The following is a 24023-nucleotide window of genomic DNA, read 5'->3' on the forward strand; positions in this document are numbered from 1 at the left end:
GTGAAGCCGCACCCGCTGCCCAAGACTGTCGCGCCGCTGCCCGACGAGTTGTTGTCAGGTTGGTTGTCTAGGCTGGCGGCGGCCAACTACTGTGATGATGCGGAACTACTGGCTCATCTCAGAATCGATACCGCGCATGGCACCGCCTTGAACTTCAACGTCGACGCGGCTGCGGCGGCGAAGATTGCCAACGCCGCACGGATTGACCCAGATGTTGTGCGATCTTTGACCTTCCCAGCAATGACGACACGAGAAGCCTCGCTGACGGCCCAGATACCATTCCAGCATTGCCTGCAATGTTCCAGAGAGGGCCTTTCGCTCAAGCATTGGAGGCGAGCCTGGGCATTCGACTGCCAGGTTTGTGGGACGAGACTTGTGCCGACGCTCGGCAAGGCCAGTGGCGAACAGATGCCCGAAAAGCTGATAAATCGTGCGCGCAACGGCGCCGCGCGGCTTGAATACGCCGCGCGATTACGCAGCTCCAAGCAATTTCGGCGCGCAATGCGCGCGGTCACCTTTGCCATATCATTAAAGGCCTTCCGCGGAGATCCGTTATACGCTCTTCAGGGCCACAGGCTGGAAGTAAGGCTGTTTTGCCTTGCTGCAATTGATGCAGCCCAATCCCGTCCACTGGTCAAAGCGGCCATCTCAAGCTCCGGCATCGACGACTATGCAAGGGTTGCTCTATTGCGCGCCTTCGATAAGGAGCCACGTCTGCTTGCCGCGGTCGATTACATCGCCCGGCAGCGCGCGAAAAGCATAGGCGCGATGGCAGTGGAATCTCATAATTAAGGGCAAAAAATATCCCCGAACGCGTCGTGTCTCAGATTTAAGGGCAACGCGACACCTGTCTTTCGAGTATCTCTATGACGAGCCGATCTTGCTGGTGGCGCGCGCCGGACATCCAGCGCTGGATCTGCCGGTGACCGACGCTCTGCTACGCTATCCCCTCATCCTGCCCAACCCTGGCGCGATCATCCGTCAGAGCGTGGATCAATACCTTGCCGCGATGGGGTTATCCGATCTCACACCGGTGTTCGAGACGGTGGCCCTGCCGGCGGCGCAAACGCTTCTCGAAGGTTCTGAGATGCTCTGGTTCATCTCGCGCGGCGTCGTGGCGCGGGAAATTGCGCGCGGCAGCCTTGCTGCGCTCGATCTAAAGTCGGATTACATGGCCGGGGCGGTAGGTCTGACACGCAAGTTCACGTTCGACGAAGACAGCCATGCCGATCTGCTGGCGCGGCTTCTACACCGGCGGGTTGAAGAGGATTGCGCCCGTCGTTGAGCCAGTCAGACGGCTTCTAGCGCAATAGCAATACCCTGTCCTACACCGATACACATGGTGGATAGCGATTTCTCACCAGGCTTGAGGTCAAGCATCGCGGTGCCAGTAATCCGCGCACCCGACATGCCCAGCGGATGACCCAACGCGATTGCCCCGCCATTGGGGTTCACACGCACGTCATCATCAGCAATCCCAAGATTACGCAACGTGGCGAGGCCCTGCGAGGCGAAAGCTTCGTTAAGCTCAATCACTGCGAACTCCTCTTGGCGCAGGCCAAGACGCGCCAGAAGCTTTCTCGAGGCCGGAACCGGGCCGAAGCCCATGATGCGCGGCGCCACGCCGGCGGTCGCCCCGCCGAGCACTCTGGCGATCGGCTTAAGCCCATGCTTTTCGGCAGCTTCTTTCGTCGAAAGGATCAAAGCGGCAGACCCGTCATTCACGCCAGAGGCGTTGCCCGCTGTCACAGTGCCATCGGCTTTCACGAAGGGCCGAAGCTTTTTCAGGCCTTCGTATGTAGTCGTGGAACGCGGATGCTCGTCGGTGTCGATGACCAGAGGATCACCTTTGCGCTGCGGGATCGTAACCGGCACGATCTCCTGGGCCAAACGGCCATTGACTTGGGCTTTGGCCGCTTTCTGCTGCGAGCGCAAGGCGAAGGCATCCTGATCGGGGCGCGAGATGCCAAAATCTTCGGCCACATTCTCTGCCGTCTCGGGCATGCTGTCGACGCCATATTTTTCCTTCATCAGCTTGTTAACGAAACGCCAGCCGATAGTGGTGTCGTGGACCTCATTGGCCCGCGAGAAGGCGGAGGTGGCCTTGGGCATCACGAATGGCGCGCGCGACATGCTCTCTACCCCTCCGGCGACAAGCAGCTCGGCCTCGCCGGATTTGATCGCCCGAGCTGCAGTGATGACCGCATCCATACCCGAGCCGCAAAGTCGGTTCATCGTCGTACCCGGCACCGTCTCGGGATAGCCTGCGAGAAGCAGCGCCATGCGGGCGACGTTGCGGTTGTCTTCGCCAGCCTGATTGGCGCAGCCGAAGATCACCTCGTCGATCGCGGCAAGGTCGAGGCCCGGATTGCGCGCGGCAATGGCCCGAAGCGGAATCGCGGCAAGGTCGTCAGCGCGGACGGAGGAAAGCGCACCGCCAAAGCGGCCGATTGGTGTGCGGATGTAGTCGCATATGTATACGTCAGTCATGAGATTCCCTCGGGAACATTGAGTTCGGCAACTTCGCCAACAATGTGCAACGTCGCGCCAGTCACCGCCTGCAAGGCGTCCAAAGTGATGCCCGGCAGTTTTTCACGAAGCACGAATTTGCTATCTTCGATGTCAATCACGGCCAGAGAGGTGTAGACGCGGGTCACGCACCCGACGCCTGTCAGCGGGAAAGTACAGGCCTCGACCAGTTTCGGGCCGCCATCCTTGGTTACATGGTCAGTTACAACCGCCACACGCTTGGCCCCATGCACAAGGTCCATTGCTCCACCCACGGCCGGCACGCCTTTGGTGCCTACGCGCCAGTTCGCCAGATCGCCGTTCTGGGCGACCTGATACGCGCCAAGAACGGCCAGATCGAGGTGGCCACCGCGCACCATCGAAAAGCTGTCGGCATGATGGAAAAAGGATGCACCGGGCTTCAATGTAATCGCCTTTTTGCCCGCATTAATAAGATCCCAGTCTTCCTGTCCCTCCGCAGGGGCTTTTCCGAATCCCAGCACGCCGTTCTCGGTATGATAGGTTACATCGCGGCCATCGGGCTGGAACTTGGCGATCATCTCGGGAAATCCGATACCGAGGTTCACATAGGAACCATCTTCGATATCCTGAGCGGCACGCCACGCGATCTGCGCGTTCGTCAGTTTGTCTTCCATTAAATTGAAACCGGACATCAGTAGACCACCCCCCTACGCACGAGTACTTCTTCTTGTTGAGGCGCGGGAACCTCGACAATCTTGTCGACGAAGATTCCGGGGGTAACTACCGCCTCAGGATCGATGGAGCCGGGTGCGCGGAGGTTGGAGACCTGCGCAATCGTGCGATCGGCAGCCATCGCCATCAACGGATTGAAGTTCCGGCCAGCCAAACGATAGGTAAGGTTGCCGGTCTCGTCACCATCATGGCCTTTGATCAGGGCGAAGTCGGCCTTCAACCACAACTCTTGCACGTACATCTTGCCGTCGAACGTCTCTGTCGGCTTGCCTTCGGCAAGCTCGGTACCAAAAGAAGTTGGCGTATAAAAAGCGGGAATGCCTGCTCCGCGCGCGCGAATGCGTTCGGCCAATGTACCCTGCGGGATCAACTCGAGCTCGATTTCGCTTGCCAGGTATTTTTCGTTGAATGCCTCGGCGTTGGAGCTGCGCGGGAAAGAGCAGATCATCTTCCTGACCATCCCCGCTTTGATCATCGCGGCGATTCCGATCGCGCCGTTTCCCGCGTTATTGTTTATCACGGTAAGATTCTTGGGGCTGCCGGTGGCACGAAAGCGGTCGATTAAAGCGTGGATCAGTTCGATCGGGGCTCCGGAGCCTCCAAAGCCACCGATCATAACCTGTACGCCATCGGGGATATCCGCAACCGCGTCAGCGAGGCTGGGCGATGTTTTGTTCATCAGGATCCTCCTTACATTCACTTCGAAATATCCCTAGATTACCGCCGTAGCGAGTAAAATGTTCATATATTGATCTTTTTTCAACATGTGTATATCAACGTTCGCATGTTGAACAATCCCACCGACTACATCGCCTCGCTCGCCAAGGGGCTGAAAGTGATCGAAGCCTTCGGACCCACATCCCCGCGTCTTTCGATATCCGAAGCTGCCGTCGCCAGTGGCTTGGATCGCGCTGCTACGCGACGCGTACTGTTGACGCTCCACCGCGAAGGTTACGCCGACTATGACGGTAAGTTTTTTACTCTTACCCCGCGCATCCTACGGCTCGGAGTGGCCGCACTTGCTTCCCTACCGCTCTCGCAGATTGTCCAACCTTGGCTTGACCAACTCTCCGAGCAAATTGGTCAAAGCTGTTCCGTGGCACTGCTCGATGAGACCGAGATCGTGTATATCGCGCGCGCGGCGCAGAAACGTGTGATGTCCATCGGGCTCATGCCTGGGTCACGACTCCCCGCCCATTGCACCTCGATGGGAAGGGTTCTGTTGGCTGCGCTGCCTCGCGAAGAGGCTGACCTGCTTGTCAGACGCTCGGACCTTACCCCGCGGACCAAGTTCTCAATACTCGACCCAGTTCAGACCTTGTGCCGGATCGATGCTGCGAGAGAGGACGGATATGCGTTTGTGGACCAGGAAGTGGAAACGGGTTTACGGTCAATCGCTGTTCCGCTGAATGATCGCAAGGGTTTGACCGTCGCTGCTCTCAATATCGGTTTGTCGTCTGCCGGCTGGACACCGAAGCAGACGATTGAAACATACTTGCCGCACTTGCTTGGCGTCCAATCGGCCCTCGGGCGGGTTCTCTGATTGACATTATTTAGAAGTCTAAGTTATTAGGGCCTCAAGCCGGGAGGATACCTTAGATGGAAAATCTGAAACTAGACGCGAAGCTCTCTCTTCAAGAACCAGCCCATCTCTACTACGGCGGCGCATGGGTGCCGCCACTAGAGGGAAAGTACGAAGACACTTTCAACCCAGGAACCGGCGAGCGGATCGGGTCGGTTGCGACGGCAAGTCGCGCCGATGTCGATGCGGCGGTTGCGGCAGCGAAAGAAGGGTTCGAGGTATGGCGGGATGTTGTGCCGCTGGAACGCGCACGTATCCTGAAGGAAATCGCAAATCTCTTGCGAAAGCATGGCGATGAACTGGCGATGATGGACGCTGCAAACTGTGGCAACCCCTATACTGAAATGCGCGGCGACGCCGCGATTGCGGCAGCGCAGATGGAGTTTTTCGCCGGTCTTGTGACCGAAATGAAGGGTGATACGATCCCTATGGGACCAGAGCGCATCAACATGACCCTACGCCAGCCGATGGGCGTGGTTGCAAGGATTCTTGCCTTTAATCATCCGTTCATGTTCTGCGGCGGAAAGATGGCAGCGCCTCTGGCCGCAGGCAATGCCGTCATCATCAAGCCGCCGGTTCAGGCTCCGTTGTCTTCGCTGCGGCTGGCGGAGCTCATCGATGGCCTGCTGCCTAAAGGCACGTTCAATGTTCTGCCGGGCGGCGTCGAGGCAGGAGCTGGGCTGGCCGAACATCCCGACGTCGCCAAGGTCACACTCATCGGCTCCGTACCCGCGGGCCGGGCGGTGATGCGCAGCGCGAGCGACACCGTCAAACCAGTGCTGCTCGAACTCGGCGGCAAGAACGCGCTGATCGCCTATCCGGACAGCGATCCGAAGAAGATCGCCGATGCGATCGTCGGCGGCATGAATTTCGGCTGGTGCGGGCAATCTTGCGGATCGACGAGCCGCGCTTTCTTGCATGTAGACATCCACGATGCGGTCATCTCACATCTCAAAGCGGCTGTCGAACGGTACAAGCCAGGCATTCCGACAGAGCCGGAGACCACGATGGGGGCGATCGTCAGCCGGACACAGTTCGATCGGATCATGGACTTCATCGAATCCGCCATGAGCGAAGGCGCGCGTGCCGTAACCGGCGGCCATGCGGTGACCGAAGGTGCGCTGGCACAGGGAAGCTTCATCGCGCCGACGATTTTTGCGGATGTAACGCCGCAGATGCGTATCGCTCGCGAAGAGATTTTCGGGCCAGTTCTGGCGGTCCGCAAATGGTCGGACGAAGATTCCATGCTGAACGAGGTCAACGCACTTGAGCTGGGGCTGACCTGCGCAATTTGGACTCGGGACTTGGTTACGGCTCATCGCACGGCTGCTCGTGTCGAGGCCGGGTTTGTTTGGGTTAACGAAGTTGGCCGGCATTTCCTTGGTGCCCCGTTCGGTGGGGTCAAACAATCGGGTATCGGGCGCGAAGAAGGTATTGGCGAGCTGATTTCCTTCACCCATGAAAAGAATGTGCATATCAATCTGTCGGGTCAGTAACCCGGTGCAGAGGTAATGTGCGAACGGGGTCTGGGATCCAAAAGCTTTTTCTTTATTGATTGCTTTGGCCGGGATGAGACCATCCCTTCCTACCCTTTCTGCAAACCGACAAGGATCTGAAAAATAATGAGCAATGTTGCGAACGTCCCCGATATCATCCTCGAACCTATGGTTCGGAACGCCATTGTGGAGGACCTGGGTGCAGCAGGCGACGTGACAACCCGTTCCGTTCTGCCTGAAGGCACGCGCTACAAGGCGCAAATGCGTGCACGGCAGGACGCGGTTGTTTCTGGGATGCAGGTGGCCTCTCTGGCGTTTCGGCTGATTGATCCCGATCTTATTGTCGAGACTGTTGTCGCGGATGGTACGGCCTGCAAAACGGGCGATACCTTGATGCGTATAGAGGGATCGGCGGCGTCGATCCTTGCCGCAGAGCGTGTTGCCCTGAACTTTGCCGGGCGGTTGTCCGGGACGGCAACTTTGACAGCGTCCTATGTGCAGGAACTTGCGGGTACCAAGACACGTATCACCTGTACACGCAAAACCACACCGGGGCTGAAGCTTGTCGAGAAACTCGCGATTTTGCATGGCGGCGGCCACAATCACCGGTTTTCCCTGTCCGATGCAATCCTGATCAAGGACAACCATATCGCAGCGGCTGGTGGCATCAAACAGGTGTTGGAAGCCGTTCAGCGAAATGTGGGTCACATGGTCGTGGTCGAGATCGAGATCGACGGTTTGCATCAGTTGGACGAGGTGCTTCAGACCGGGGGCGCAGATGTCATCATGTTTGACAATATGTCGACCGAAGACATGGCCGAAGCCGTAAAGCGCATTGACGGGCGGGCGAAGACAGAAGCCAGCGGGAATGTGACCCTTGGCCGTTTGCGCGAAATCGCATCGGCAAATGTGGATTATATTTCCTCCGGTGCTTTGACCCATTCGGCGGGGACCGTCGATTTCGGTTTGGATTTCTGATCCTCTGAACCGCTCCAGACCGTCTGAAATGCAAAATGCCCGCCCTTTCGGCGGGCAATAAATACCTATTGCGTACGCCTTTCAAAATGGGGCGCTGCTGCATCAACACTTCATAAGGAAAGGCCAAAACACATGACAGAGCACAGGCTGTATCAGGTTGAGCGCCCAGTATCGTCGGATAGTTTGGGAGTTTGGGGTAGCGATGTATTTGCGGATATGTTGCGAGGTTTGGGGGTGAAGTATGTTGCGCTGAACCCTGGGTCGAGCTTTCGGGGTTTGCATGACAGCCTTGTGAACCACCTTGGTAATGAAGATCCGCAGATGCTGTTGTGTCTGCACGAAGAGCATGCGGTTGCGATTGCACATGGCTATGCGAAGGTGACGGGGGAGCCATTGGCGGTGATTCTGCACAGCAACGTGGGTCTGATGCATGGGACGATGGCGATCTTCAACGCATGGTGTGATCGGGTTCCTGTGCTGATCTATGGTGCGACGGGGCCGGTTGATGCGGCGCTGCGGCGTCCTTGGATTGACTGGCTCCATACCTGCCGTGACCAGGCGTCGATGATCCGGAATTATGTGAAATGGGACGATCAGCCTGGCTCGATGGAGGCGGCGCTGGAATCGATGTTGCGTGCGGATGTGATCGCGCGGAGCGAGCCGAAAGGGCCGACCTATGTGAACTTTGATGTGTCGATCCAGGAAAAGCAGCACGCGCAGGCCCCGGCGCTGCCGGATTTTGCGCGTTACCAGCCGCCTTTGCCTGCGGCTCCTTCGGCCGAAGGCGTGGCACGTGCGGCGGACCTGCTGAAGAACGCCAAGGCGCCTGTGGTGCTGGCGGGGCGGGTGTCGCGCGATCCGGCGGATTGGGCGCGGCGTGTGGCCTTTGTCGAGGGGCTGGGGGCGAAGGTTCTGACGGATATCCGGATCGGGGCGTCTTTCCCGACGGATCACCCGCGGCATCGGGGTAAACCAGCCTTCTTCATCGACGACGCGGCGGGCGCGGTGCTGCGCGAGGCCGATGTGATCCTGAGTCTGGACTGGCTGGATGTCGCGGGTACGCTGAAACTGGCGGGCGAAGTGACGGCGCAGGTGATCCAGGCGTCGCTGGATTATCAGCTGCACAATGGCTGGGGGATGGAGCATCAGGCGCTGCCTGCGCTGGATCTGCACCTGGCCTGTGGCCCGGATGTTGCGATGCATGCGATTGCCGATGCCCTGGGTGTAGGGGCGGGCGAGATGCCCGGTGATTTGCCGGTCAAACCCGCGCTGAACGCCCCCGATGCAGATGTTGAGCTTGATATCATGACGCTGGCCGGGGCGCTTGGCGAAGGTTTGGAAGGTGTCTGTGCCAGCTTTGTGCGTTGGCCGTTGGGTTGGGCGGGCGAGGCGTGGCACTTCCGTCATCCGCTGGACTTCCTGGGTTCGGATGGCGGCGCGGGGATCGGCTCGGGTCCTGGGATGCTGATCGGGGCGGCGCTGGCGCTGAAAGACAGCGACCGGCTGCCTGTTGCGGTTCTTGGGGACGGCGACTTCATGATGGCGGCCTCGGCATTTTGGACGGCGGCGCATTATGGCACTCCGTTCCTGGCGGTGGTGTCGAACAATCGCTCGTTCTACAATGACGAGGTGCACCAGGAACGCGTGGCAGTGGCCCGCAACCGCCCGGTCGAGAACAAGTGGATCGGCCAGCGTATCGGTGATCCGGATATCGACATTGCCGGAGTTGCGCGGGCGCAGGGCTGCGAAGGGATCGGCCCGGTCTTTACCGCGGGCGAGCTGGTCGAGGCGATCAAACAGGGCGTCGAGATGGTGCGCGCGGGCAAGAGCGTAGTGATCGATGCACGTGTCCAGCCGGGGTATAACCCCAACATGGTCGCTGGCCTGACGCGGAGCGACTGATGATGACCCCGAAGATCTATATTGCGCAGGATCCTGTGCTGGAAGAGGTGTTGGACACCGCAACGGATCGGCTGCGGGCCGAAGGCTGGGAGGTCGTTCGCGGCCCCCAGATCACCCCGGGTGTTCCGCTGCGGCTGACGGAAGAGCAACGGCAGGCGCTGCTGTCGGACGTTGATATCATCGTGGCCAGCTCGCGGTCGCGGCTGAGCGAGGCGGATCTGGATGCCTCACCACGGCTGCGGGCGCTGGTCTTTCCGACGATCGGGGTGGATGCGGTCGATCTGGAGGCCTGTGCCGCGCGTGGTCTGATCGTGGCCAATGGTGCAACGCCCGAGAACTTTCTGGCGATGTCAGAGGCGACAGTGATGCTGATGCTGGTGCTGCTGTACCGGCTGCATGAATCCGAACGCCTGCTACGCGAAAATGCGGGCCGGCCGCAGCAGATGTATGCGCGGATGGTGCGGGGCCGGACGATCGGCCTGATCGGGTCTGGCCGGATTGGGGCCGGGGTGATCGAGCGACTGCTGGCGTTCGAGCCGGCACAGATCCTGGTGCACGATCCGTTCCTGACACCTGACACCGCACCCGCGGGCGTACGGTTGGTGGAGCGCGACGCGCTGCTGACCACGTCCGATGTGGTCAGCCTGCATGTGCCGCTCAACGCGCAGACGCGAGGCATGATTGCCGAGGCGGAACTGCGCGCGATGAAGACAAATGCGGTTCTGATCAACACCTCGCGCGGGGGTCTCATTGACGAGGATGCGCTGGTGCGGGTGATGACAGCAGGACACCTGGCCGGTGCGGGGCTGGACGTGACGGAAACCGAACCGCTGCCCGCCGACCACCCGCTGCGCGGCCTCGACCGGGTGATCCTCACCCCGCATATCCTGGGCCACACCATTGATCTCTACACGGTCATGCCCGACGTCCTCGTCGAAAACGCAACACGCATCATGAAAGGTGATCTGCCGACATATGTCAGGAACCCCGATGTGGTGGAACGCTGGCGACAAAAGTTGAACGATCTGAACTGACCAACCCCTCCGCGCGAACGGTGTGCACAGCCGAACTGCAGAGCCTATGTTCCTTGCACCTATTGAATGGCCGTGAACCGCGCCGGGTTTGCCGGAGGCGTTACACAACGGTTGCCCGGCGCTGTGCGGCACAGTGGTGCAAGGCAGGTGTCGGCGCATGATGGTCGCGTACTGGAAAGCAACCGGCGCACAATCCCGACACAGGGGCAAAACCACCCCGGAAGAAAGTCCATACTCGGGCCCAACGATAGGCACCCCGGCTTCCATGTCTTGACTTTGTACCAAGGCTCGGCACCTATGTTGCGCGCGCCACAACTCTGGAGTTCTTAGCTATCAAGTCCGGGCGGGCGCGCTGTTTGGATAAAAACCATGTGTGGAGACAGGCCGTGAGCGATGCGATGAAAGAAAAGCAATCAAGCCACGTACCTGTCCAACCCGACGAGCGCATGGCCCGGCTGGTACGACTGGCGGCCCGCGGGTTCAACCGGGCGCTTCAACTTCGACTGCAAACGGAAAATGTTACGTTCGGTCAGTGGATTTTCCTGCGCATCCTCTGGCAGGAAGACGGGTTGTCGCAACGCGAACTGAGCGACCGGGCGCATCTCACCGAACCCACCGCCCACACCGCGCTCATCAAAATGGAAGAATTGGGTTTCATAGAGCGACGCAACGTCGAGGGCAACAAACGGCGCCAGCACGCGTTTCTGACGCGGAAGGGCTTGGAGCTGCGCGACGTTCTCGAACCTCTGGCGCTCGAAGTGAACGATGCAGCGATGGCGGGACTGTCCAAGAAAGCTCAGGAAGACTTGCGACACGCACTTGCCGTGATGATCCGGAACCTCGAAAATGACGAACAGGATGCGGCCGCCAGAGGGGTCCGTGTTCCCCCGACCAAGGGCAACACAGCAAACTGAATCGCGAGCCATGCGTGCCGAGTGTCCGGCGCGGGCCATTCAATGGCGGTTGCGGACATAGAGAGCCTATGGGGGCGGGGGTTTGAGGCCTGCTGCTCCGGGGCTCCACGGGTTGATAGTGCGTCACGACAAAGCACCTACGCCGGACACACGGCTTCGGCGTGTTCCGCGTCAGGAACTATGACTTGAGTGGCTTTCGCTGAACAATAGTCTCGACTTCAATCAGGGTTGACGGGTGCGAGTGGATAGACTACTAGCATTAAAGATAGATATCTAATATTAGATGTCTACTGAAAACAGGGAGGAAGACATGAAATTTCCAATCAAAGCCGTTGCCGCATCGATCGGCCTTGCGGTTCTTGCGAGCGCTGCTTCCGCAGAAAGCGTTAATGTGACCCTTTCAGGCGGCAATCCCTCGGGGCTTTGGTCGCTTCTGGGCGCTGGTATTGACCGTGCCGTCAAGGCGGATGACCCGAGCGGCGTGGTGACCTATCAGGCCACCGGGGGTGGCTTTGCGAACATCGGCCTTCTGGGCCGTGAACGGACCGACCTGGGGATGGCACATGATGCCGAGATCAAGCTGGCCCTCGCAGGGGACGAACCGTTTGACGCGCCGATCGAGAACCTTCAAGCCATCGGCTACATGTACAACTGGGCGCCGATGCACTTCTTCATCAAGAAGTCTCTTGCCGAAGAATATGGCATCGACAGCATTGACGACCTCGCGACGTCCGGCGCGGCGATCCGTGTTGCGAACAACAATGCCGGGAACATCGTCGCCAACATCACGACCTTCATGCTCGAAGAGGCGGGCTACGACGAAGCCACGATCGAGTCCAATGGCGGCGTGCTTGTCCGCGGTGGTTCGTCACAGCAAGCAGATCTGATTGCAGACGGCCGCACCGATATGGTGATCAACGGCATTTTCATCGGACATTCGTCGTTCCGTAAAGTTGACGAGGGCAATGACGTCGTGTTGCTCAGCGTTCCCGAAAACATCATCGCTGCGACCAACGAGCGTTTCGGAACCGGCACGTTCACAATTCCAGCCGACAGCTACAAGAACCAGACCGAAGATGTCGTCACGCTCGCACTGGGTGCGATGGTAATCACTTCCGATGTACTGCCGGAAGAAACTGGCTACATGCTCGCAAAGAGCATCGCGTCCAATATCGACGAGATCCGCGGCGTGCATAAGGCGATGCAGGCGCTCACACCGGAACTTCTGACGTCGCAGACCACGCTGCCGTTCCATCCTGGTGCGGAGCGTGCCTACAAGGAACTGGGTCTGCTCAAGTAAGGTCGATCCCGCGATCCGGCCGGCGCGCGCTGCAACGACACGCGCCGGCCCACTCATGGACTGCACAGAGCAATGCCCCGCGGTGGCTACGTGAGATGTCACGTCATGTCATCGCGCGGCCCATACATCGCGGTTCTTTCTCTTCTCTGCCTTATACGGGGTCTACATGAATTTTCCTTCGCTTACAGAAACCGGTCGTCGTAGAAATTTAGGCTCGCCGATGAGAACCATCGTCATGGTTCTGGCGGCGGCATTCGCGGTTTGGGTAATCCACTCGAACCTCTTCATCATCTCCGATCCGCTCATTCAGGGCATTCTGTTCGTATCGGGCATTTTCACGATTCTCTTCCTCGCGATCGGCGCGACCTCGCGCGCGCCGGACAGCATTCCGATCTATGATTGGGTTCTCTCTGCGCTGAGCCTGGCCACAGGGGTGTATTTCTACGTGACCTCGGGAGCGATTGCGGACCGGATCAGTCTACTCGACGAATTCACAACCGATCAGTTTTTCTTTGGCTCAGCCTTGTTGTTTCTGACCATCGAAGCGACCCGCCGGACCACCGGCCTAGGCCTGACCGGCGTTGTCGCCCTCTTCCTGATTTATAATCTGTTTGGCTCTCTTCTGCCGCCGCCATTCGGGCATCGCGTCAGCGAGTTCAGCTATCTCTTGGATATTCTGGTTTTCACCACCGATGGACTTTTTGGCGTGCCGCTTCAGGTCGTTGCCAGCTATGTTTTCCTGTTCGTGATGTTTGGAACATTCCTGGCCAAGGCCGGGGGAGGGGACTTCTTTTTCAACCTTGCAGCGCTTGTGACCGGCAATGCGCGCGGCGGCCCCGCCAAAATCGCGATCATTTCGTCGGGCCTGTACGGCACGATGTCCGGGAGCCCAACATCCGATGTTGTTGCAACGGGGTCGATCACGATCCCTGTCATGAAGCGACTCGGCTATCGGGCACGGTTCGCGGGGGCGGTGGAAGTCGCGGCGTCGTCTGGCGGAAGCGCGATGCCTCCGATCATGGGGTCAGCAGCCTTCATCATGGCCGAGTATTCCGGCATTTCCTACAACGCCATCGTGCTCGCCGCTCTGGTGCCGGCGCTTCTATACTACACGGGTGTCTTCGCTCAGGTTCACTTCCGGTCAGTCAAGCACAACCTTCGACCCTCTGCAGACGAAATACCTTCAGCAAAGGAAACATTCAGGACCGGATGGGTTTTCCTGCTGCCGATCATCGGCATCATCGTCGCCCTCATTCTGGGGTATTCCCCGACCTTCACAGCCGGTGTCGGAGTTCTAGTAACCATCCTGTCCGCGATGATGCTGAAAGACACACGGCTGTCACTGTGGCAGTTGGTGGAAGGGCTGGGGGCGACTACGCTCCAGATTCTGCCAGTCGCCGGCGCTTGTGCCGCGGCCGGTCTTGTGATTGGCGGCTTGTCGATGACCGGCCTTGGAATGAAATCCGCGAACGTCATTTTGACTGTCAGCAACATGCAACCACTGCTGACACTCGTTATCGCCGCGGTCGTCACGATTGTTCTCGGTCTCGGGATGCCAACGCCCAGTGCGTATATCCTGGCAGCCGTGCTGGTCGGACCGGCGCTGGCAAAGCTCGGTTTCCCGACGTTGCCGAGCCAGATGTTTCTGCTCTACTATGCGATTCTCTCGGCACTTACGCCACCGATCGCCGTGGCAGCAATCGCGGCCTCAGCGATCGCCGACGAAGACCCCTTCAAGATCGCTTTCTCCGCAGTCCGGCTGGCCATCGTCGGCTTCCTTCTGCCCTTCGCCTTCGTGTGGAACCCAGGCATCCTCCTAGAGCTCGGTCCTCTGGCAAACACTTTGGCCGTAGTGGGCGCCTTTGCCGGAGCACTCGCGGTCGCAGCCTCTCTGGAAGGCTTGGTCAAGACGCAACTCAGTGCAGTCGAACGGGGCGTACTGCCAATCGCTGCGATTGGCGCCGTAAGCCCTTACTTGGCGGTATCCGCGATCTGTATTTTAGTGATTGTCGCAATGCTATTCCGGCAGATCGCATTCACGACAGAAAACGCCCGCGTGGACAGTGCCTAGCTGTGGCGCCTCAGCAGGTTGACCCGATTGAAGCGCAGTCTGGTCATCGAGGGATTCAACCCAGAGACGGCATGTGGCCTGGGCCAATTTTTAAGGTTGGTCCGGGCCGGTCGGCCTATGACGCGGAACACAGGCGGCTACTTCCATAGGTGGGAGCTGATCACTTCGCAACCGGCGCAAAGTATTTCGAGGTTCAGGAAATGAATGAAACACCGGGGCCGGAAGAACTTGGGCCAAAACAGCTTAGTATTGGCACCGACGCGATCCCCGAGCTGTCGGTTTCCATCAGAGCACCCCTTGCACAGGCCGCGGTCGTCGCGAAGGCGATAAACGATGCCGCTCTGTATCACCTAGATTGGAACCGATTTGACGCTCGCATGTCCCTACAGAATCAGACTGGCATTGACCAGATCATCTTTTCGGTGACCTTGCTTGGGGAAGAAGCATCCGTTTCGCTCCGAGACGGAATGGCCGCCTTGGCCCATGATCTCGAAGAGAGGCTGAGCTTCGCTTCGGTGACTGTAGGGCACCAGGTGCCGGCCAACGGTACTGACCCGAAACCGCCAGCCGCGCCGCGCTATTGGAAGGCCTGGGTCACCAGCATGCTGGGTGTCTATCCCCTGCTGATCCTTATCTACTACGCGCTGCAACCGCTCACGCAAAACCTTCCAGGTCCCGTGTCTCTGTTTCTTGTTGCGCTGGTGCTCACCGGAGTGAACGGTGTCTACGTTGCGCCGTTTCTGGGCAAGAGATTGCGTCCATGGCTCACACGGTGAAGCGAGATGGTTCGCTTGCCGCGACTTATGCACAGGCTGGCTGCCATGACACCTCAGAGACGGGCCCGGCAAGCCGCTGTCGGGGAGGTTCCGGACCACAATTGCGCGAAAGTATCTCGGTTTTGCGATCTCGTCAGCTTGATCTAGTTCAGAACCCGCTATTTCGGACAACAAGTTAGGTCGATACCTACAACGCGGGAAAAAAAAGTGGCAGGTTACGTTGACAGATAAAACTTAGAGAGCTAAGAATAGTTGAGAGGTCGAAAACCACTCATCCACTGAAAGAGTCGGATGCCATTGGAGGAGCCCAGATGCTTACACCCGAAGAGAATGAACTGCTTACACGCGTAACGGGGGATGCCCCGATGGCGCGACTTATGCGTCAGCATTGGACGCCTGTATGCCTGATCGAAGAGGTTGAAGAGTCGGACGGCAAACCGCTTCGAGTCGAAGTTCTCGGCGAAAGCTATGTCGCGTTCCGGGATACCAAGGGTCGTCTGGGAATGCTGGATGAGCTTTGCCCGCACAGAAAGGCCTCTCTGGTCTATGGCCGTAACGAGGAATGTGGGCTGCGCTGCCTCTATCACGGCTGGAAGATGGATGTTGAAGGCAATGTCGTCGCAATGTCTTCAGAGCCGGAAGGCAGTCCATTGATGGACAAGGTCAAACATCGTTCCTACCCCGTGCGGGAGTGGGGCGGCTTCGTCTGGGCTTGGCTCGGCGAGAAAGATGATATGCCCGAGTTCCAGCCGCCGGCCTTTGCGCCAACCGAAGACACCCCAGTTTCGATCCTGAAGATTCGCGTGCCCGCCAACTGGGCGCAGATTCACGAGGGCCAGATCGATAGCGCGCATTCATCATCGCTCCATTCCTCGAATATGGTTCCGGCACGGGTCGAGGGCGCCGCGGCGGACGACAAATCATGGTACCGCCCATCGACAGACAAATCTCCGCGTATGCAGACTGAAACCACGAGCTACGGTTTCCATTACGCGGCGATCCGTAAGCCGATCAAAAACGCTCAGACGCACAACTATCTCCGGATCACCGAATTTATCGCGCCCTATTATTCGCTGATTCCGCCGAACAACAACTACCGGGTCGCCAGCGTCATCGTGCCGATCAATGACGATGAGACAGCGTTTCACTTCATAGCCTTCGACGGACCGAACGTTCCCTCCACTGAAGAGTGGCGCAAGTTTGCCCATGCCGTACCGGGTGAGGACGTGGACCACAAATGGCGCTCTCTCCGGACGTTGGAGAACGACTTCAAGCAGGACCGAGAAAGGATGAAAGAGGGCCACTTTACCGGCGTGGACGGCATTCCGAACGAAGATATTGTGATGTGGGTTTCGATGGGTAGCCGCGTACAGCGTCACACGGACATTCTTGGGGCCTCCGACCTGGCGATTGTCGAGTTCCGCCGCCTCATGGCCGATGCGGCAAAGAAAGTCGCCGAAGGTGGCCAGGCAATCGGCACCGAGTCGAAGATTCCGCAAAGGGTAATCGCCTCTCACGAGGGAGTGTATCCTAAGGACGTCGATTGGCGAACACTGGTGGACACGTCGAGCAAGACGGAAGCGGCGGAATAACTTGCGCACATGTTTCCTCCCTGAACCGTCCAAGGCCTCAAGGGGTTTTGGGCGGCTCTTTTTTCGTGGTGCCGTCGGACTTTCATAGCTTCCCTCGACGGATTCTGCTCGGCGGGCGACAGGCGTTATGACGACAGCAATCAATATCGAAGACTTGCGGGCGCAGGCACGGCGTCGCCTGCCACGGGTGGTGTTCGATTATTTGGATGGGGGCGCGGAATCGGAGGTGACGCTGCGGCACAATCGCAGTTCCTTCACGAATATCGTTCTCACGCCGCGAATCCTCAAAGGGGGGAGCGTCGATCTCACCTTGGAGCTGTTCGGGGAAACATACTCGAAGCCGTTTTTCATAGGGCCGACAGGGCTGAACGGCCTCTACTGGCCCCAGGGAGATCTGCACCTCGCCGCTGCGGCCGAACGAGCCGGGGTCGGGTTCACGGTTTCGACCGCCTCGAACACGACGCTGGAAGAGATCGCGCGGAGGAGCAAGGGTCCCCTCTGGTTCCAGCTTTATCCGTGGGGGAAGGGCGCATTCGCTGATGCGCTGATCGACCGGGCACAGGCGGCCGGTTACTCGGCTCTGGTACTGACTGTCGATTCACTCGTGGGCGGCAAGCGCGAACGTGATCTGCGGCACGGCTTCGCCCACGAAATCCGCATTGGCCCCCGGACTGTTCTCGATGGGCTTCTGCATCCTGCTTGGCTGACCTCCGTATGGCTCGGGCCGCACCGTCCCAGACTTGAGAACCTCTTGGACTTTGTCGGAAACAGCGCGAGCGACAGAGAACTGGCCGAGTTTACCCGATCTCAGCGGAACCCGGAGTTTTCTTGGGGAGATGTTCGCCGCATTCGGGAGAAATGGAAAGGCCCGCTGCTGATCAAGGGTATCATGTGCCCAGAAGATGCGATTGACGCGCAACGCGCCGGTGTGGATGGAATCGTCGTCTCGAACCATGGTGGCCGTCAGCTTGATGGCGCTCCTGCCACCATCGACGTACTCGCAGATATCATCGCGGCTCTTGATCGGAAGTTTCCGGTTCTGCTGGACGGCGGCATTCGTCGCGGCAGTGACATCGTGAAAGCCCTCGCCTTGGGTGCGAAGGGCATTCTGCTGGGTCGCGCGCCGCTCTATGGCTTGGCGGCGCAAGGCGAGGCGGGCGTGTCACGGGCGCTTTCGATCCTTGAAGAGGAGATGACGAGGACCATGACCTTTGTGGGCGCAAGATCCGTGTCTGCGGTCTCTGATTTCAACGTCGAAATTCGACGGTAATAAATGGTTCCTCCGCCAGTAGCGCTTGCACGATCAACGTTTTGGATGACTGCGTAGTTCAAGGTCGGTTGACACACATAACTTAGCTATCTAAACAAATTCACAATCACGACCATATGGGAGGACCTCATGGAGAATATCAAGATGCGCGTCGAGAAACGGCGTGACTTGACCCCGAGCATCGCCGAATTCACCCTGGTGCCGGTTGGGGCCGATGTGCTCCCTAGTTTCGATCCTGGTGCTCACATCACCTTGGAAACTCCGTCCGGAGCGATGCGTCGCTATTCACTGATCAACGATGGCAGCGACCCAAAGGAATTTGTTGTCGCGATCAAAAGAGAACCGAATTCGCGTGGGGGCTCCGCGTCGATGCACGAACAGGCGACCGTCGGGTCCGAGTTGACAGTCGAATTCCCGGAAAACGATTTCCCGCTAACCGATGTTCAGAAGTACCTGCTCATCGCCGGCGGTATCGGGATCACGCCGATTCTGTCGATGGCACGGTATCTCGACAAGAAGGGCAAGATGCTCAGAATCATCTACGTCAGCCGCAGTCCGGAGGAATCGGCCTATCTGGATGAACTGATGAGAGATTTCGATGGCCGGATCATTGTGCACCATGACGGCGGCGCTCCGGATGCAGTCTACGATTTCTGGGACGATCTCGTCACGCCCCGTGCCACTCACGTCTTCTGTTGTGGTCCGAAACCGCTGATGGATGAAATCAAGGCCGTTTCCGGGCACTGGCCGGAGGGGCGAGTTCACTTCGAGGATTTCAAGCCCGTCGATGTGGTGCGCCAAGACGATGTCTCTTTCGAAGTGGAGCTGAAAAAAAGTAGCGAAACCGTCACGGTGCCCGAAGATCGTTCGATCTTGGAGGCATTGCGTGACGCCGGATTCGCAACGTCCAGCTCCTGTGAAAGTGGCACATGCGGCACCTGCAAGATCCGCCTCCTCGAAGGGGAAGCTGACCATCGCGACATGGTGCTTATGGAAGAGGAAAAAAGCGACCATATAATGATTTGTGTATCGCGCGCGCTATCGGGGAGGCTGGTTCTTGACCTCTGATCCCGTCCGCCTCGGAGTTGCGGGATTGGGGCGGGCTTTCATGCTGATGGTCCCCACCTTTGATGCCGACGCACGCGTCAAGCTCACGGCCGCGGCCGCGCCGAGGGCGGAAAGCCGGGCCGCATTCGAAGAGCAATACGGCGGTGTCGCCTATCCGACTGTCGAGGAACTATGCGCCGATCCATCTGTGGAAGCGATCTACATCGCCACCCCGCACCAAATGCATGTAGATCACGTTCTGGCCGCGGCGCGCGCTGGAAAGCACATTCTCGTGGAAAAGCCGCTCGCGATCTCGATGGAAGACGCCGAGACCATGGTCGCCGCCGCGAACGAGGCGGGGGTTCACCTGATCGTTGGGCCCAGCCACAGTTTCGATCCGCCGGTCGAGCTGGCCGCGCAGTTGATCGCGAGCGGCAAGTTCGGCCAGCTGAGAATGATCCAGGCCCTTAACTACACTGACTTCCTGTATCGTCCCCGACGCCCGGAGGAGCTGCGCACCGAAGAAGGAGGAGGGGTGCTGTTCAGCCAGGCCATCCACCAGATCGACGTGGTCCGACGGCTTGCGGGCGGCATGGGAGAGAAGATTTATGCCATGACCGGGGCATGGGATCCAAAGCGTCCAACAGAAGGCGCCTTTACGGCGCTGATGAACTTTGAGGGTGGATGCGTCGCCAATCTCACCTATTCGGGCTATGCCCATTTCGATAGCGACATTTGGATGAACGACGTCGGAGAGCTGGGGCAGCGAAAACTCGCCGGCGCCTATGGCGATGCAAGGCGGGCGCTGATGGACCTCGATCCCGATGACGAGGCGCGCCTCAAGACGACGCGCACATTCGGCAGCGGTAAGACGGTCGACGCAAAGCACAACGAGCATTTTGGCCCAGTCATCGCGCTTTGCGACCGTGCCGACCTAAAGCTGACTCCGGACGGAGTTGAAGTATTTGGTGACACCGAGCGTGGCTTCATCGAAGTGACATTCGGGCCCGCGCCACGTAGAACCGTGAACGATGCACTGGTAGCCGCTGTCCGCCAGAACAAGGCCCCCGTCCAGACGGGCGCGTGGGGTCTGGCAAGCCTGGAGGTTTGCCATGCGATCCTGCAGTCCGCCTCGACCGGCCAACCTGTCGACCTGCGGCAACAATGCAAAACAAATGAGGAGGAACAAACTGGATGAGCAATCTCAAACTATCCCTTGCCATGGGAAATTATGACCGGACGCGTGCCATTGTGGATGGAAGAGTGCAGATAGACGGTGTCGATCCCGTGCCCATGCTACTGTCCCCAGAGGAAATGTTCTTCCGGGCATTCCGCCACGAAGCTTTCGATATCAGCGAAATTTCGTTGTCCTCCTATTCGATCTCGGTCGCCCGCGGAAATCCGCACTATGTCGCGATCCCGGTCTTTCTGAGCCGGGCATTCCGTCACACTTCAGTCTACATTCGAACCGACAAAGGGATCGACACGCCGCAGGATCTAAAGGGCAAGCGCATTGGCATCGCCGAATACCAGCTGTCCGCCAATGTCTGGGTGCGCGGCATTCTCGAAGAGGAATACGGTGTCAAACCCTCCGACATCATCTGGGTGCGCGGCGGTATGGATACGCCGGGCCGGCCCGAAAAGATCAAGGTTCAGTTACCCGACAATATCCGCATGGAAGAGGCGCCAGTTGGCAGCACGCTGAATGGCATGCTCGAGGCCGGTGAGATCGACGGCTTCGTCGGCCCGCGTTGGCCGCGTTGTTTCGCCGAGCGGCATCCGCACGTAGGTCGGCTCTTTGCAGACAGCATCGCTACGGCCGAAGCCTATTTCGAAAAGACACGGATCTTTCCGATCATGCATGTCCTTGGGGTGCGCCGCAGCCTCGCAGAAGAATACCCGTTCCTACCCGCCGCCCTGCTCAAGGCGTTCACGCAATCGAAGCTGTTGGCAGAAGAAGCTCTGTCTGACACCTCGGCAACGAAAGTAACGATGCCCTTCGTCGAGGATAATCTCAACCGCGTGCATGCGCTAATGGGTGACGACCCATGGAGCTATGGCGTCGGCGGCAACGCCCATGTCCTGAACAAGTTTTTGGATTACCACGCGAGTCAGGGTCTGTCCCCGCGCCGAGTGGAGATCGAAGAACTGTTCCATCCCTCGACCCTAGAAGCCTACAGCCTTTAAGAGGAGCGCCACAATGGAAGAGTACGCACCCGGAGATATCGTCGAGGTCGAAACACCGAAGGGGTTGGCTTACGTGCAGCTCACCCATACCCACCCGAGCTATCCTCCCGTGGTCAAGTTCCTCCCGGGGCCTTACGAGCACCGGCCCGACAATGTGACTGTATTGGCCGAAAAACCCGCACCGATGGCCATGGTACCCTTAACAGGGGCATTGAATCGGTTAGGGTTGAAGCACGCGCTTGCCGGAAGGTCGGACATTCCGCATTCGGAAAGAAGTTTCCCGATTTTCCGGATGCCGATTCGCGACAAGCAAGGCGAGATCATCTATTGGTGGTTCTGGGACGGCCAAGGGTTGACCTATTCTACCGAGCTGATGGAGCAGCAGGAGACGCTGCCAATGCGCGAGGTTATATCCTCAGACCACTTCCTGGATCAGTTGCTGGCCCATGACAAGTAGCAGGTACAATCCGCGCCGACACGCGCGATGACTGCGGGGTTCGGCGGCCTCTTGGCCGCGTTCGGAGCGTTCTGCTACGCCTTGAGTTCGGTTTCCATTGCCAAGAGTTCCCAATCGGTTCAAGGCCGCGGCAACGACGTTCTTATCTCTGTGCTGATGACCGCCTTTGTCTCAGGGGCGCTTTGGCTGCTCCTGGGTCCAACGATGCCGGAACTTGGACTCGGTGTGCTCATTGGTGTGGCCTATTTCGTTGCAGCAGGGGTGCTTGGTAACGTTCTCGGCCGTCTCACGCTGTTTCGCTCCGTAGAGCTTGCCGGAGCCATCGAAACCGGATTCATCCGACGCCTGATACCTGTGTTTGCGGCGCTGTTGGCGTTTTTTTTTCTGGGTGAGGTCATTACGATACCAGTGGTCATCGCCTTCTTCCTGGTTACCAGCGGCGTGGTAATCATGATGTCACGCGCTTCGGTCAAATCGGCTTCTGACTTGGCGGTCGGAGATCCCGACCCTCAAGAGAGGAACAAGGGCCGCGCGATGGCCGTAGCGTCCGCCGCCGGGTATGGCGGCTCTTTTGTCTCCCGAAAGCTCGCCATGCAGACTTTGCCTGACCCTCTGGCCGGCGTGTTCATCGGTGCGATGACGGGCCTAATGTGGTTCGCGGTCTCCTGGGTGTTCCGGTTCAAATCGCGCAACGCGTTGTCCTGGCGAATTCAGCGGCCGAGCGGGTGGCAACTGCTGGCTGGCAGTTCGATGACCGTTGGGCAAGTGGCGCTGTTCTTTTCGCTTATGTTCACTGATGTGACCGTCGTCGCGATCATGTCTTCGATCGAGATGTTCTTTGCCGCCTGGCTCGCAGGCCACATCTTCAAAACCGAACGGCGCCCGGGTCCCAGATTCTACCTGTCGTCTGCACTAGCCGCGACCGGTGTGACACTTCTCGCCCTTGCGCCAAGGTTTGGTTAGTGGGACTGGCAACACGCAATTGCGAGATTGTCCAGCAGCTTGTCCATCGCAGCGAAAAGGTGACCCAACTCGTCGGGTTCAAATCCCGCCGAGGCGTGATCTGCCGCGAGACGCGCAGATTTCATTGCGCCATCTATCGTTCGAAGGCCTGCGTCAGTCAGGTCGACATGAACCACGCGCCGGTCGGACTGGCTGCGGTTACGCGTGATAAGATCTCGCTTTTCGAGCTCGTCCAGGACGCGTGTGGACGACGCCTTTTCGATGCCCAACAACCCGGAAAGCTCGGATTGTTTTAGCTTGCCTTCCTCTCTCAGGCACCGGAGATGAATGTACTGCGCCATGCTGAGCCCGGTTTCGCGCAACTGCTCCTGCAGCAGCTTACCATAAAGATGATGCGCCAGGCGGAGCGACGCCCCAAGACCACGTTTCTTGGAAGGTGATTGCGGCACGACTTGCGCCCCCTAATTTAGATGTCTTATTTCTTGACAATTCTAAAGCTGTTCTTATAGTAAGGCAATCTTACTAACTTGAAGCAAGACTGGGCAACAGACGGAGGAGCTAAGATGCCAGAAAGATTGCTATGCGCGGTGTCGGACTTGAGCGACAAGACGGCAAAAATTTGCGAGGTCGACGGGATCGAGATCGGGGTCATTCGGCACAAAGGAGACATCGTTGCATATAAGAACGTGTGTCCGCACCAGGGCGGGCCGGTATGCGAAGGCCTAAAGATGCCGCAGGTCTGCGTCGAACTCGACGACCAGCAGCGCACGCTCCGGCAGACCTTCAACGAAGACGAACTGCATTTCGTTTGCCCGTGGCATGGCTGGGAATTCAAGATTGCGACGGGCGAAGCGGTCGGCGATCCGAAATACAAAATGAAACGCTACAACGTGGTGGAGAGAGGGGGTGAGGTCTATGTCGAAATTTGATCAAATAGCCACTGAAGCTCCTGCTCTGGACGCATCGCTCGATGCTGTCCTGAATGCACTTCGCAACCCCGAAAGCAGTGGCCTGCGCGCCGAGCAACTTCAGGCGCTGCTTTCACACGCTGTGACTGCATATGCAAAACTTCGCGAAACCAATGACGGCTTGCCCGCATTCCCACGAGACAACGATGTCTCGGCGACAGCTGTCGCCATCGCCGCGACCGGCATTCTCGATGCCGCCGATATGGCGGTGTTCGAGTTGGGCATGTGGCAGACACTAAATCCGTAACACGAGGGGAGAGAGAT

Annotated in this window: 24 protein-coding genes; 20 read left to right on the plus strand and 4 right to left on the minus strand. The window is 58.6% G+C overall.

The genetic code is table 11. The annotated features are described in order from the left end of the window. Together AC0J5K_RS20850 and AC0J5K_RS20855 are read left to right on the plus strand one after the other, a co-directional pair. On the plus strand, positions 1 to 792 hold a 792-nt coding region (locus tag AC0J5K_RS20850), incomplete at its 5' end, for a TniQ family protein (RefSeq protein WP_473009950.1). Positions 793 to 847: 55 nt separating this feature from the next. After that, positions 848 to 1285 (plus strand): LysR substrate-binding domain-containing protein, encoded by a 438-nt coding sequence (locus tag AC0J5K_RS20855; protein ID WP_083783479.1) that lies wholly within the window; start codon positions 848 to 850, stop codon positions 1283 to 1285. A 5-nt stretch (positions 1286 to 1290) separates the two neighbouring features. On the opposite strand, the gene pcaF is transcribed toward AC0J5K_RS20855, so the two are convergent. The 3 genes from pcaF to AC0J5K_RS20870 are packed head-to-tail and all read right to left on the minus strand — an operon-like array spanning position 1291 to position 3901. Next, complete coding sequence (pcaF, locus tag AC0J5K_RS20860) at positions 1291 to 2490, minus strand: 3-oxoadipyl-CoA thiolase (RefSeq protein WP_007803192.1); 1200 nt, start codon at positions 2488 to 2490, stop codon at positions 1291 to 1293. Continuing rightward, entirely contained in the window at positions 2487 to 3164 is a 678-nt protein-coding gene (locus AC0J5K_RS20865) for a 3-oxoacid CoA-transferase subunit B (RefSeq protein ID WP_008335453.1), read from the minus strand. Before AC0J5K_RS20865 ends, pcaF begins: the two co-directional genes overlap by 4 nt. 17 nt (positions 3165 to 3181) lie before the next feature. Then, positions 3182 to 3901, minus strand: coding sequence for a 3-oxoacid CoA-transferase subunit A (locus tag AC0J5K_RS20870; RefSeq protein WP_007803187.1), 720 nt, complete (start codon positions 3899 to 3901; stop codon positions 3182 to 3184). Between the two features lie 105 nt (positions 3902 to 4006). On the opposite strand from AC0J5K_RS20870, the gene AC0J5K_RS20875 reads away from it, so the two are divergent. From AC0J5K_RS20875 to AC0J5K_RS20950, 16 genes are all read left to right on the plus strand, one after another. Then, positions 4007 to 4765 carry an IclR family transcriptional regulator domain-containing protein gene (locus AC0J5K_RS20875; protein ID WP_008335451.1) on the plus strand — a complete coding sequence of 253 codons (759 nt, stop codon included), beginning with the start codon at positions 4007 to 4009 and terminating at the stop codon, positions 4763 to 4765. A gap of 56 nt (positions 4766 to 4821) precedes the next feature. Next, positions 4822 to 6300 carry an aldehyde dehydrogenase family protein gene (locus AC0J5K_RS20880; RefSeq protein ID WP_007803185.1) on the plus strand — a complete coding sequence of 493 codons (1479 nt, stop codon included), beginning with the start codon at positions 4822 to 4824 and terminating at the stop codon, positions 6298 to 6300. A gap of 126 nt (positions 6301 to 6426) precedes the next feature. Beyond that, entirely contained in the window at positions 6427 to 7278 is an 852-nt protein-coding gene (nadC, locus tag AC0J5K_RS20885) for a carboxylating nicotinate-nucleotide diphosphorylase (RefSeq protein ID WP_007803184.1), read from the plus strand. A 132-nt stretch (positions 7279 to 7410) separates the two neighbouring features. Then, complete coding sequence (locus AC0J5K_RS20890) at positions 7411 to 9180, plus strand: thiamine pyrophosphate-binding protein (RefSeq protein ID WP_040545931.1); 1770 nt, start codon at positions 7411 to 7413, stop codon at positions 9178 to 9180. A 2-nt stretch (positions 9181 to 9182) separates the two neighbouring features. Continuing rightward, on the plus strand, positions 9183 to 10214 hold the full coding sequence (locus AC0J5K_RS20895; protein WP_110740142.1) for a 2-hydroxyacid dehydrogenase: 1032 nt from the start codon (positions 9183 to 9185) through the stop codon (positions 10212 to 10214). 386 nt (positions 10215 to 10600) lie between these two features. Continuing rightward, complete coding sequence (locus AC0J5K_RS20900; protein WP_229678654.1) at positions 10601 to 11128, plus strand: MarR family winged helix-turn-helix transcriptional regulator; 528 nt, start codon at positions 10601 to 10603, stop codon at positions 11126 to 11128. Between the two features lie 310 nt (positions 11129 to 11438). Further along, positions 11439 to 12428: a TAXI family TRAP transporter solute-binding subunit gene (locus AC0J5K_RS20905; RefSeq protein WP_076626055.1), complete on the plus strand. Its 990-nt coding sequence runs from the start codon at positions 11439 to 11441 to the stop codon at positions 12426 to 12428. A gap of 220 nt (positions 12429 to 12648) precedes the next feature. Then, the gene (locus AC0J5K_RS20910) at positions 12649 to 14499 is read left to right on the plus strand and encodes a TRAP transporter permease (RefSeq protein ID WP_007803178.1); all 1851 of its coding nucleotides are present in this window, start codon (positions 12649 to 12651) and stop codon (positions 14497 to 14499) included. A 200-nt stretch (positions 14500 to 14699) separates the two neighbouring features. Next, on the plus strand, positions 14700 to 15275 hold the full coding sequence (locus tag AC0J5K_RS20915; protein ID WP_040545926.1) for a putative antibiotic biosynthesis monooxygenase: 576 nt from the start codon (positions 14700 to 14702) through the stop codon (positions 15273 to 15275). 311 nt (positions 15276 to 15586) lie between these two features. Then, the gene (locus tag AC0J5K_RS20920) at positions 15587 to 16867 is read left to right on the plus strand and encodes a Rieske 2Fe-2S domain-containing protein (protein WP_040545925.1); all 1281 of its coding nucleotides are present in this window, start codon (positions 15587 to 15589) and stop codon (positions 16865 to 16867) included. A gap of 127 nt (positions 16868 to 16994) precedes the next feature. Further along, positions 16995 to 18137, plus strand: coding sequence for an alpha-hydroxy acid oxidase (locus AC0J5K_RS20925; protein WP_007803174.1), 1143 nt, complete (start codon positions 16995 to 16997; stop codon positions 18135 to 18137). Between the two features lie 129 nt (positions 18138 to 18266). Then, positions 18267 to 19205, plus strand: coding sequence for a PDR/VanB family oxidoreductase (locus tag AC0J5K_RS20930; RefSeq protein ID WP_007803173.1), 939 nt, complete (start codon positions 18267 to 18269; stop codon positions 19203 to 19205). Next, a complete protein-coding gene (locus AC0J5K_RS20935; protein WP_076626059.1) occupies positions 19195 to 20382 on the plus strand; it encodes a Gfo/Idh/MocA family protein in 1188 nt (395 codons plus the stop codon). The genes AC0J5K_RS20930 and AC0J5K_RS20935 overlap by 11 nt, the downstream gene beginning before the upstream one ends. Continuing rightward, entirely contained in the window at positions 20379 to 21371 is a 993-nt protein-coding gene (locus AC0J5K_RS20940; RefSeq protein WP_274566166.1) for an ABC transporter substrate-binding protein, read from the plus strand. The genes AC0J5K_RS20935 and AC0J5K_RS20940 overlap by 4 nt, the downstream gene beginning before the upstream one ends. 13 nt (positions 21372 to 21384) lie before the next feature. Next, the gene (locus AC0J5K_RS20945) at positions 21385 to 21828 is read left to right on the plus strand and encodes a hypothetical protein (RefSeq protein ID WP_274566165.1); all 444 of its coding nucleotides are present in this window, start codon (positions 21385 to 21387) and stop codon (positions 21826 to 21828) included. Positions 21829 to 21855: 27 nt separating this feature from the next. Then, positions 21856 to 22791, plus strand: a complete 936-nt coding sequence (locus AC0J5K_RS20950; protein WP_274566164.1) for an EamA family transporter — start codon at positions 21856 to 21858, stop codon at positions 22789 to 22791. Here the strand turns inward: AC0J5K_RS20950 and AC0J5K_RS20955 are convergent. Next, entirely contained in the window at positions 22788 to 23240 is a 453-nt protein-coding gene (locus AC0J5K_RS20955) for a MarR family winged helix-turn-helix transcriptional regulator (RefSeq protein WP_274566163.1), read from the minus strand. The genes AC0J5K_RS20950 and AC0J5K_RS20955 overlap by 4 nt on opposite strands. A gap of 114 nt (positions 23241 to 23354) precedes the next feature. Here AC0J5K_RS20955 and AC0J5K_RS20960 point away from each other — a divergent pair, with 114 nt between their 5' ends. Together AC0J5K_RS20960 and AC0J5K_RS20965 are read left to right on the plus strand one after the other, a co-directional pair. Next, on the plus strand, positions 23355 to 23720 hold the full coding sequence (locus tag AC0J5K_RS20960; protein WP_274566162.1) for a Rieske (2Fe-2S) protein: 366 nt from the start codon (positions 23355 to 23357) through the stop codon (positions 23718 to 23720). After that, positions 23707 to 24006 carry a hypothetical protein gene (locus tag AC0J5K_RS20965; protein WP_274566160.1) on the plus strand — a complete coding sequence of 100 codons (300 nt, stop codon included), beginning with the start codon at positions 23707 to 23709 and terminating at the stop codon, positions 24004 to 24006. The genes AC0J5K_RS20960 and AC0J5K_RS20965 overlap by 14 nt, the downstream gene beginning before the upstream one ends. Positions 24007 to 24023 lie beyond the last annotated feature (17 nt).

Source organism: Marinovum sp. E3 (assembly GCF_055755275.1).

Excerpts from the sequence above, each read along its gene's own strand:
- nadC (WP_007803184.1), top strand. The coding sequence starts at position 6,427 with ATGAGCAATGTTGCGAACGTCCCCGATATCATCCTCGAACCTATGGTT.
- AC0J5K_RS20950 (WP_274566164.1), top strand. The coding sequence starts at position 21,856 with ATGACTGCGGGGTTCGGCGGCCTCTTGGCCGCGTTCGGAGCGTTCTGC.
- AC0J5K_RS20945 (WP_274566165.1), top strand. The coding sequence starts at position 21,385 with ATGGAAGAGTACGCACCCGGAGATATCGTCGAGGTCGAAACACCGAAG.
- AC0J5K_RS20920 (WP_040545925.1), top strand. The coding sequence starts at position 15,587 with ATGCTTACACCCGAAGAGAATGAACTGCTTACACGCGTAACGGGGGAT.
- AC0J5K_RS20965 (WP_274566160.1), top strand. The coding sequence starts at position 23,707 with ATGTCGAAATTTGATCAAATAGCCACTGAAGCTCCTGCTCTGGACGCA.
- AC0J5K_RS20960 (WP_274566162.1), top strand. The coding sequence starts at position 23,355 with ATGCCAGAAAGATTGCTATGCGCGGTGTCGGACTTGAGCGACAAGACG.
- AC0J5K_RS20915 (WP_040545926.1), top strand. The coding sequence starts at position 14,700 with ATGAATGAAACACCGGGGCCGGAAGAACTTGGGCCAAAACAGCTTAGT.
- AC0J5K_RS20870 (WP_007803187.1), bottom strand. The coding sequence starts at position 3,901 with ATGAACAAAACATCGCCCAGCCTCGCTGACGCGGTTGCGGATATCCCC.
- AC0J5K_RS20910 (WP_007803178.1), top strand. The coding sequence starts at position 12,649 with ATGAGAACCATCGTCATGGTTCTGGCGGCGGCATTCGCGGTTTGGGTA.
- AC0J5K_RS20890 (WP_040545931.1), top strand. The coding sequence starts at position 7,411 with ATGACAGAGCACAGGCTGTATCAGGTTGAGCGCCCAGTATCGTCGGAT.
- AC0J5K_RS20880 (WP_007803185.1), top strand. The coding sequence starts at position 4,822 with ATGGAAAATCTGAAACTAGACGCGAAGCTCTCTCTTCAAGAACCAGCC.
- pcaF (WP_007803192.1), bottom strand. The coding sequence starts at position 2,490 with ATGACTGACGTATACATATGCGACTACATCCGCACACCAATCGGCCGC.
- AC0J5K_RS20875 (WP_008335451.1), top strand. The coding sequence starts at position 4,007 with ATGTTGAACAATCCCACCGACTACATCGCCTCGCTCGCCAAGGGGCTG.
- AC0J5K_RS20940 (WP_274566166.1), top strand. The coding sequence starts at position 20,379 with ATGAGCAATCTCAAACTATCCCTTGCCATGGGAAATTATGACCGGACG.
- AC0J5K_RS20905 (WP_076626055.1), top strand. The coding sequence starts at position 11,439 with ATGAAATTTCCAATCAAAGCCGTTGCCGCATCGATCGGCCTTGCGGTT.
- AC0J5K_RS20895 (WP_110740142.1), top strand. The coding sequence starts at position 9,183 with ATGACCCCGAAGATCTATATTGCGCAGGATCCTGTGCTGGAAGAGGTG.
- AC0J5K_RS20865 (WP_008335453.1), bottom strand. The coding sequence starts at position 3,164 with ATGGAAGACAAACTGACGAACGCGCAGATCGCGTGGCGTGCCGCTCAG.
- AC0J5K_RS20925 (WP_007803174.1), top strand. The coding sequence starts at position 16,995 with ATGACGACAGCAATCAATATCGAAGACTTGCGGGCGCAGGCACGGCGT.
- AC0J5K_RS20930 (WP_007803173.1), top strand. The coding sequence starts at position 18,267 with ATGGAGAATATCAAGATGCGCGTCGAGAAACGGCGTGACTTGACCCCG.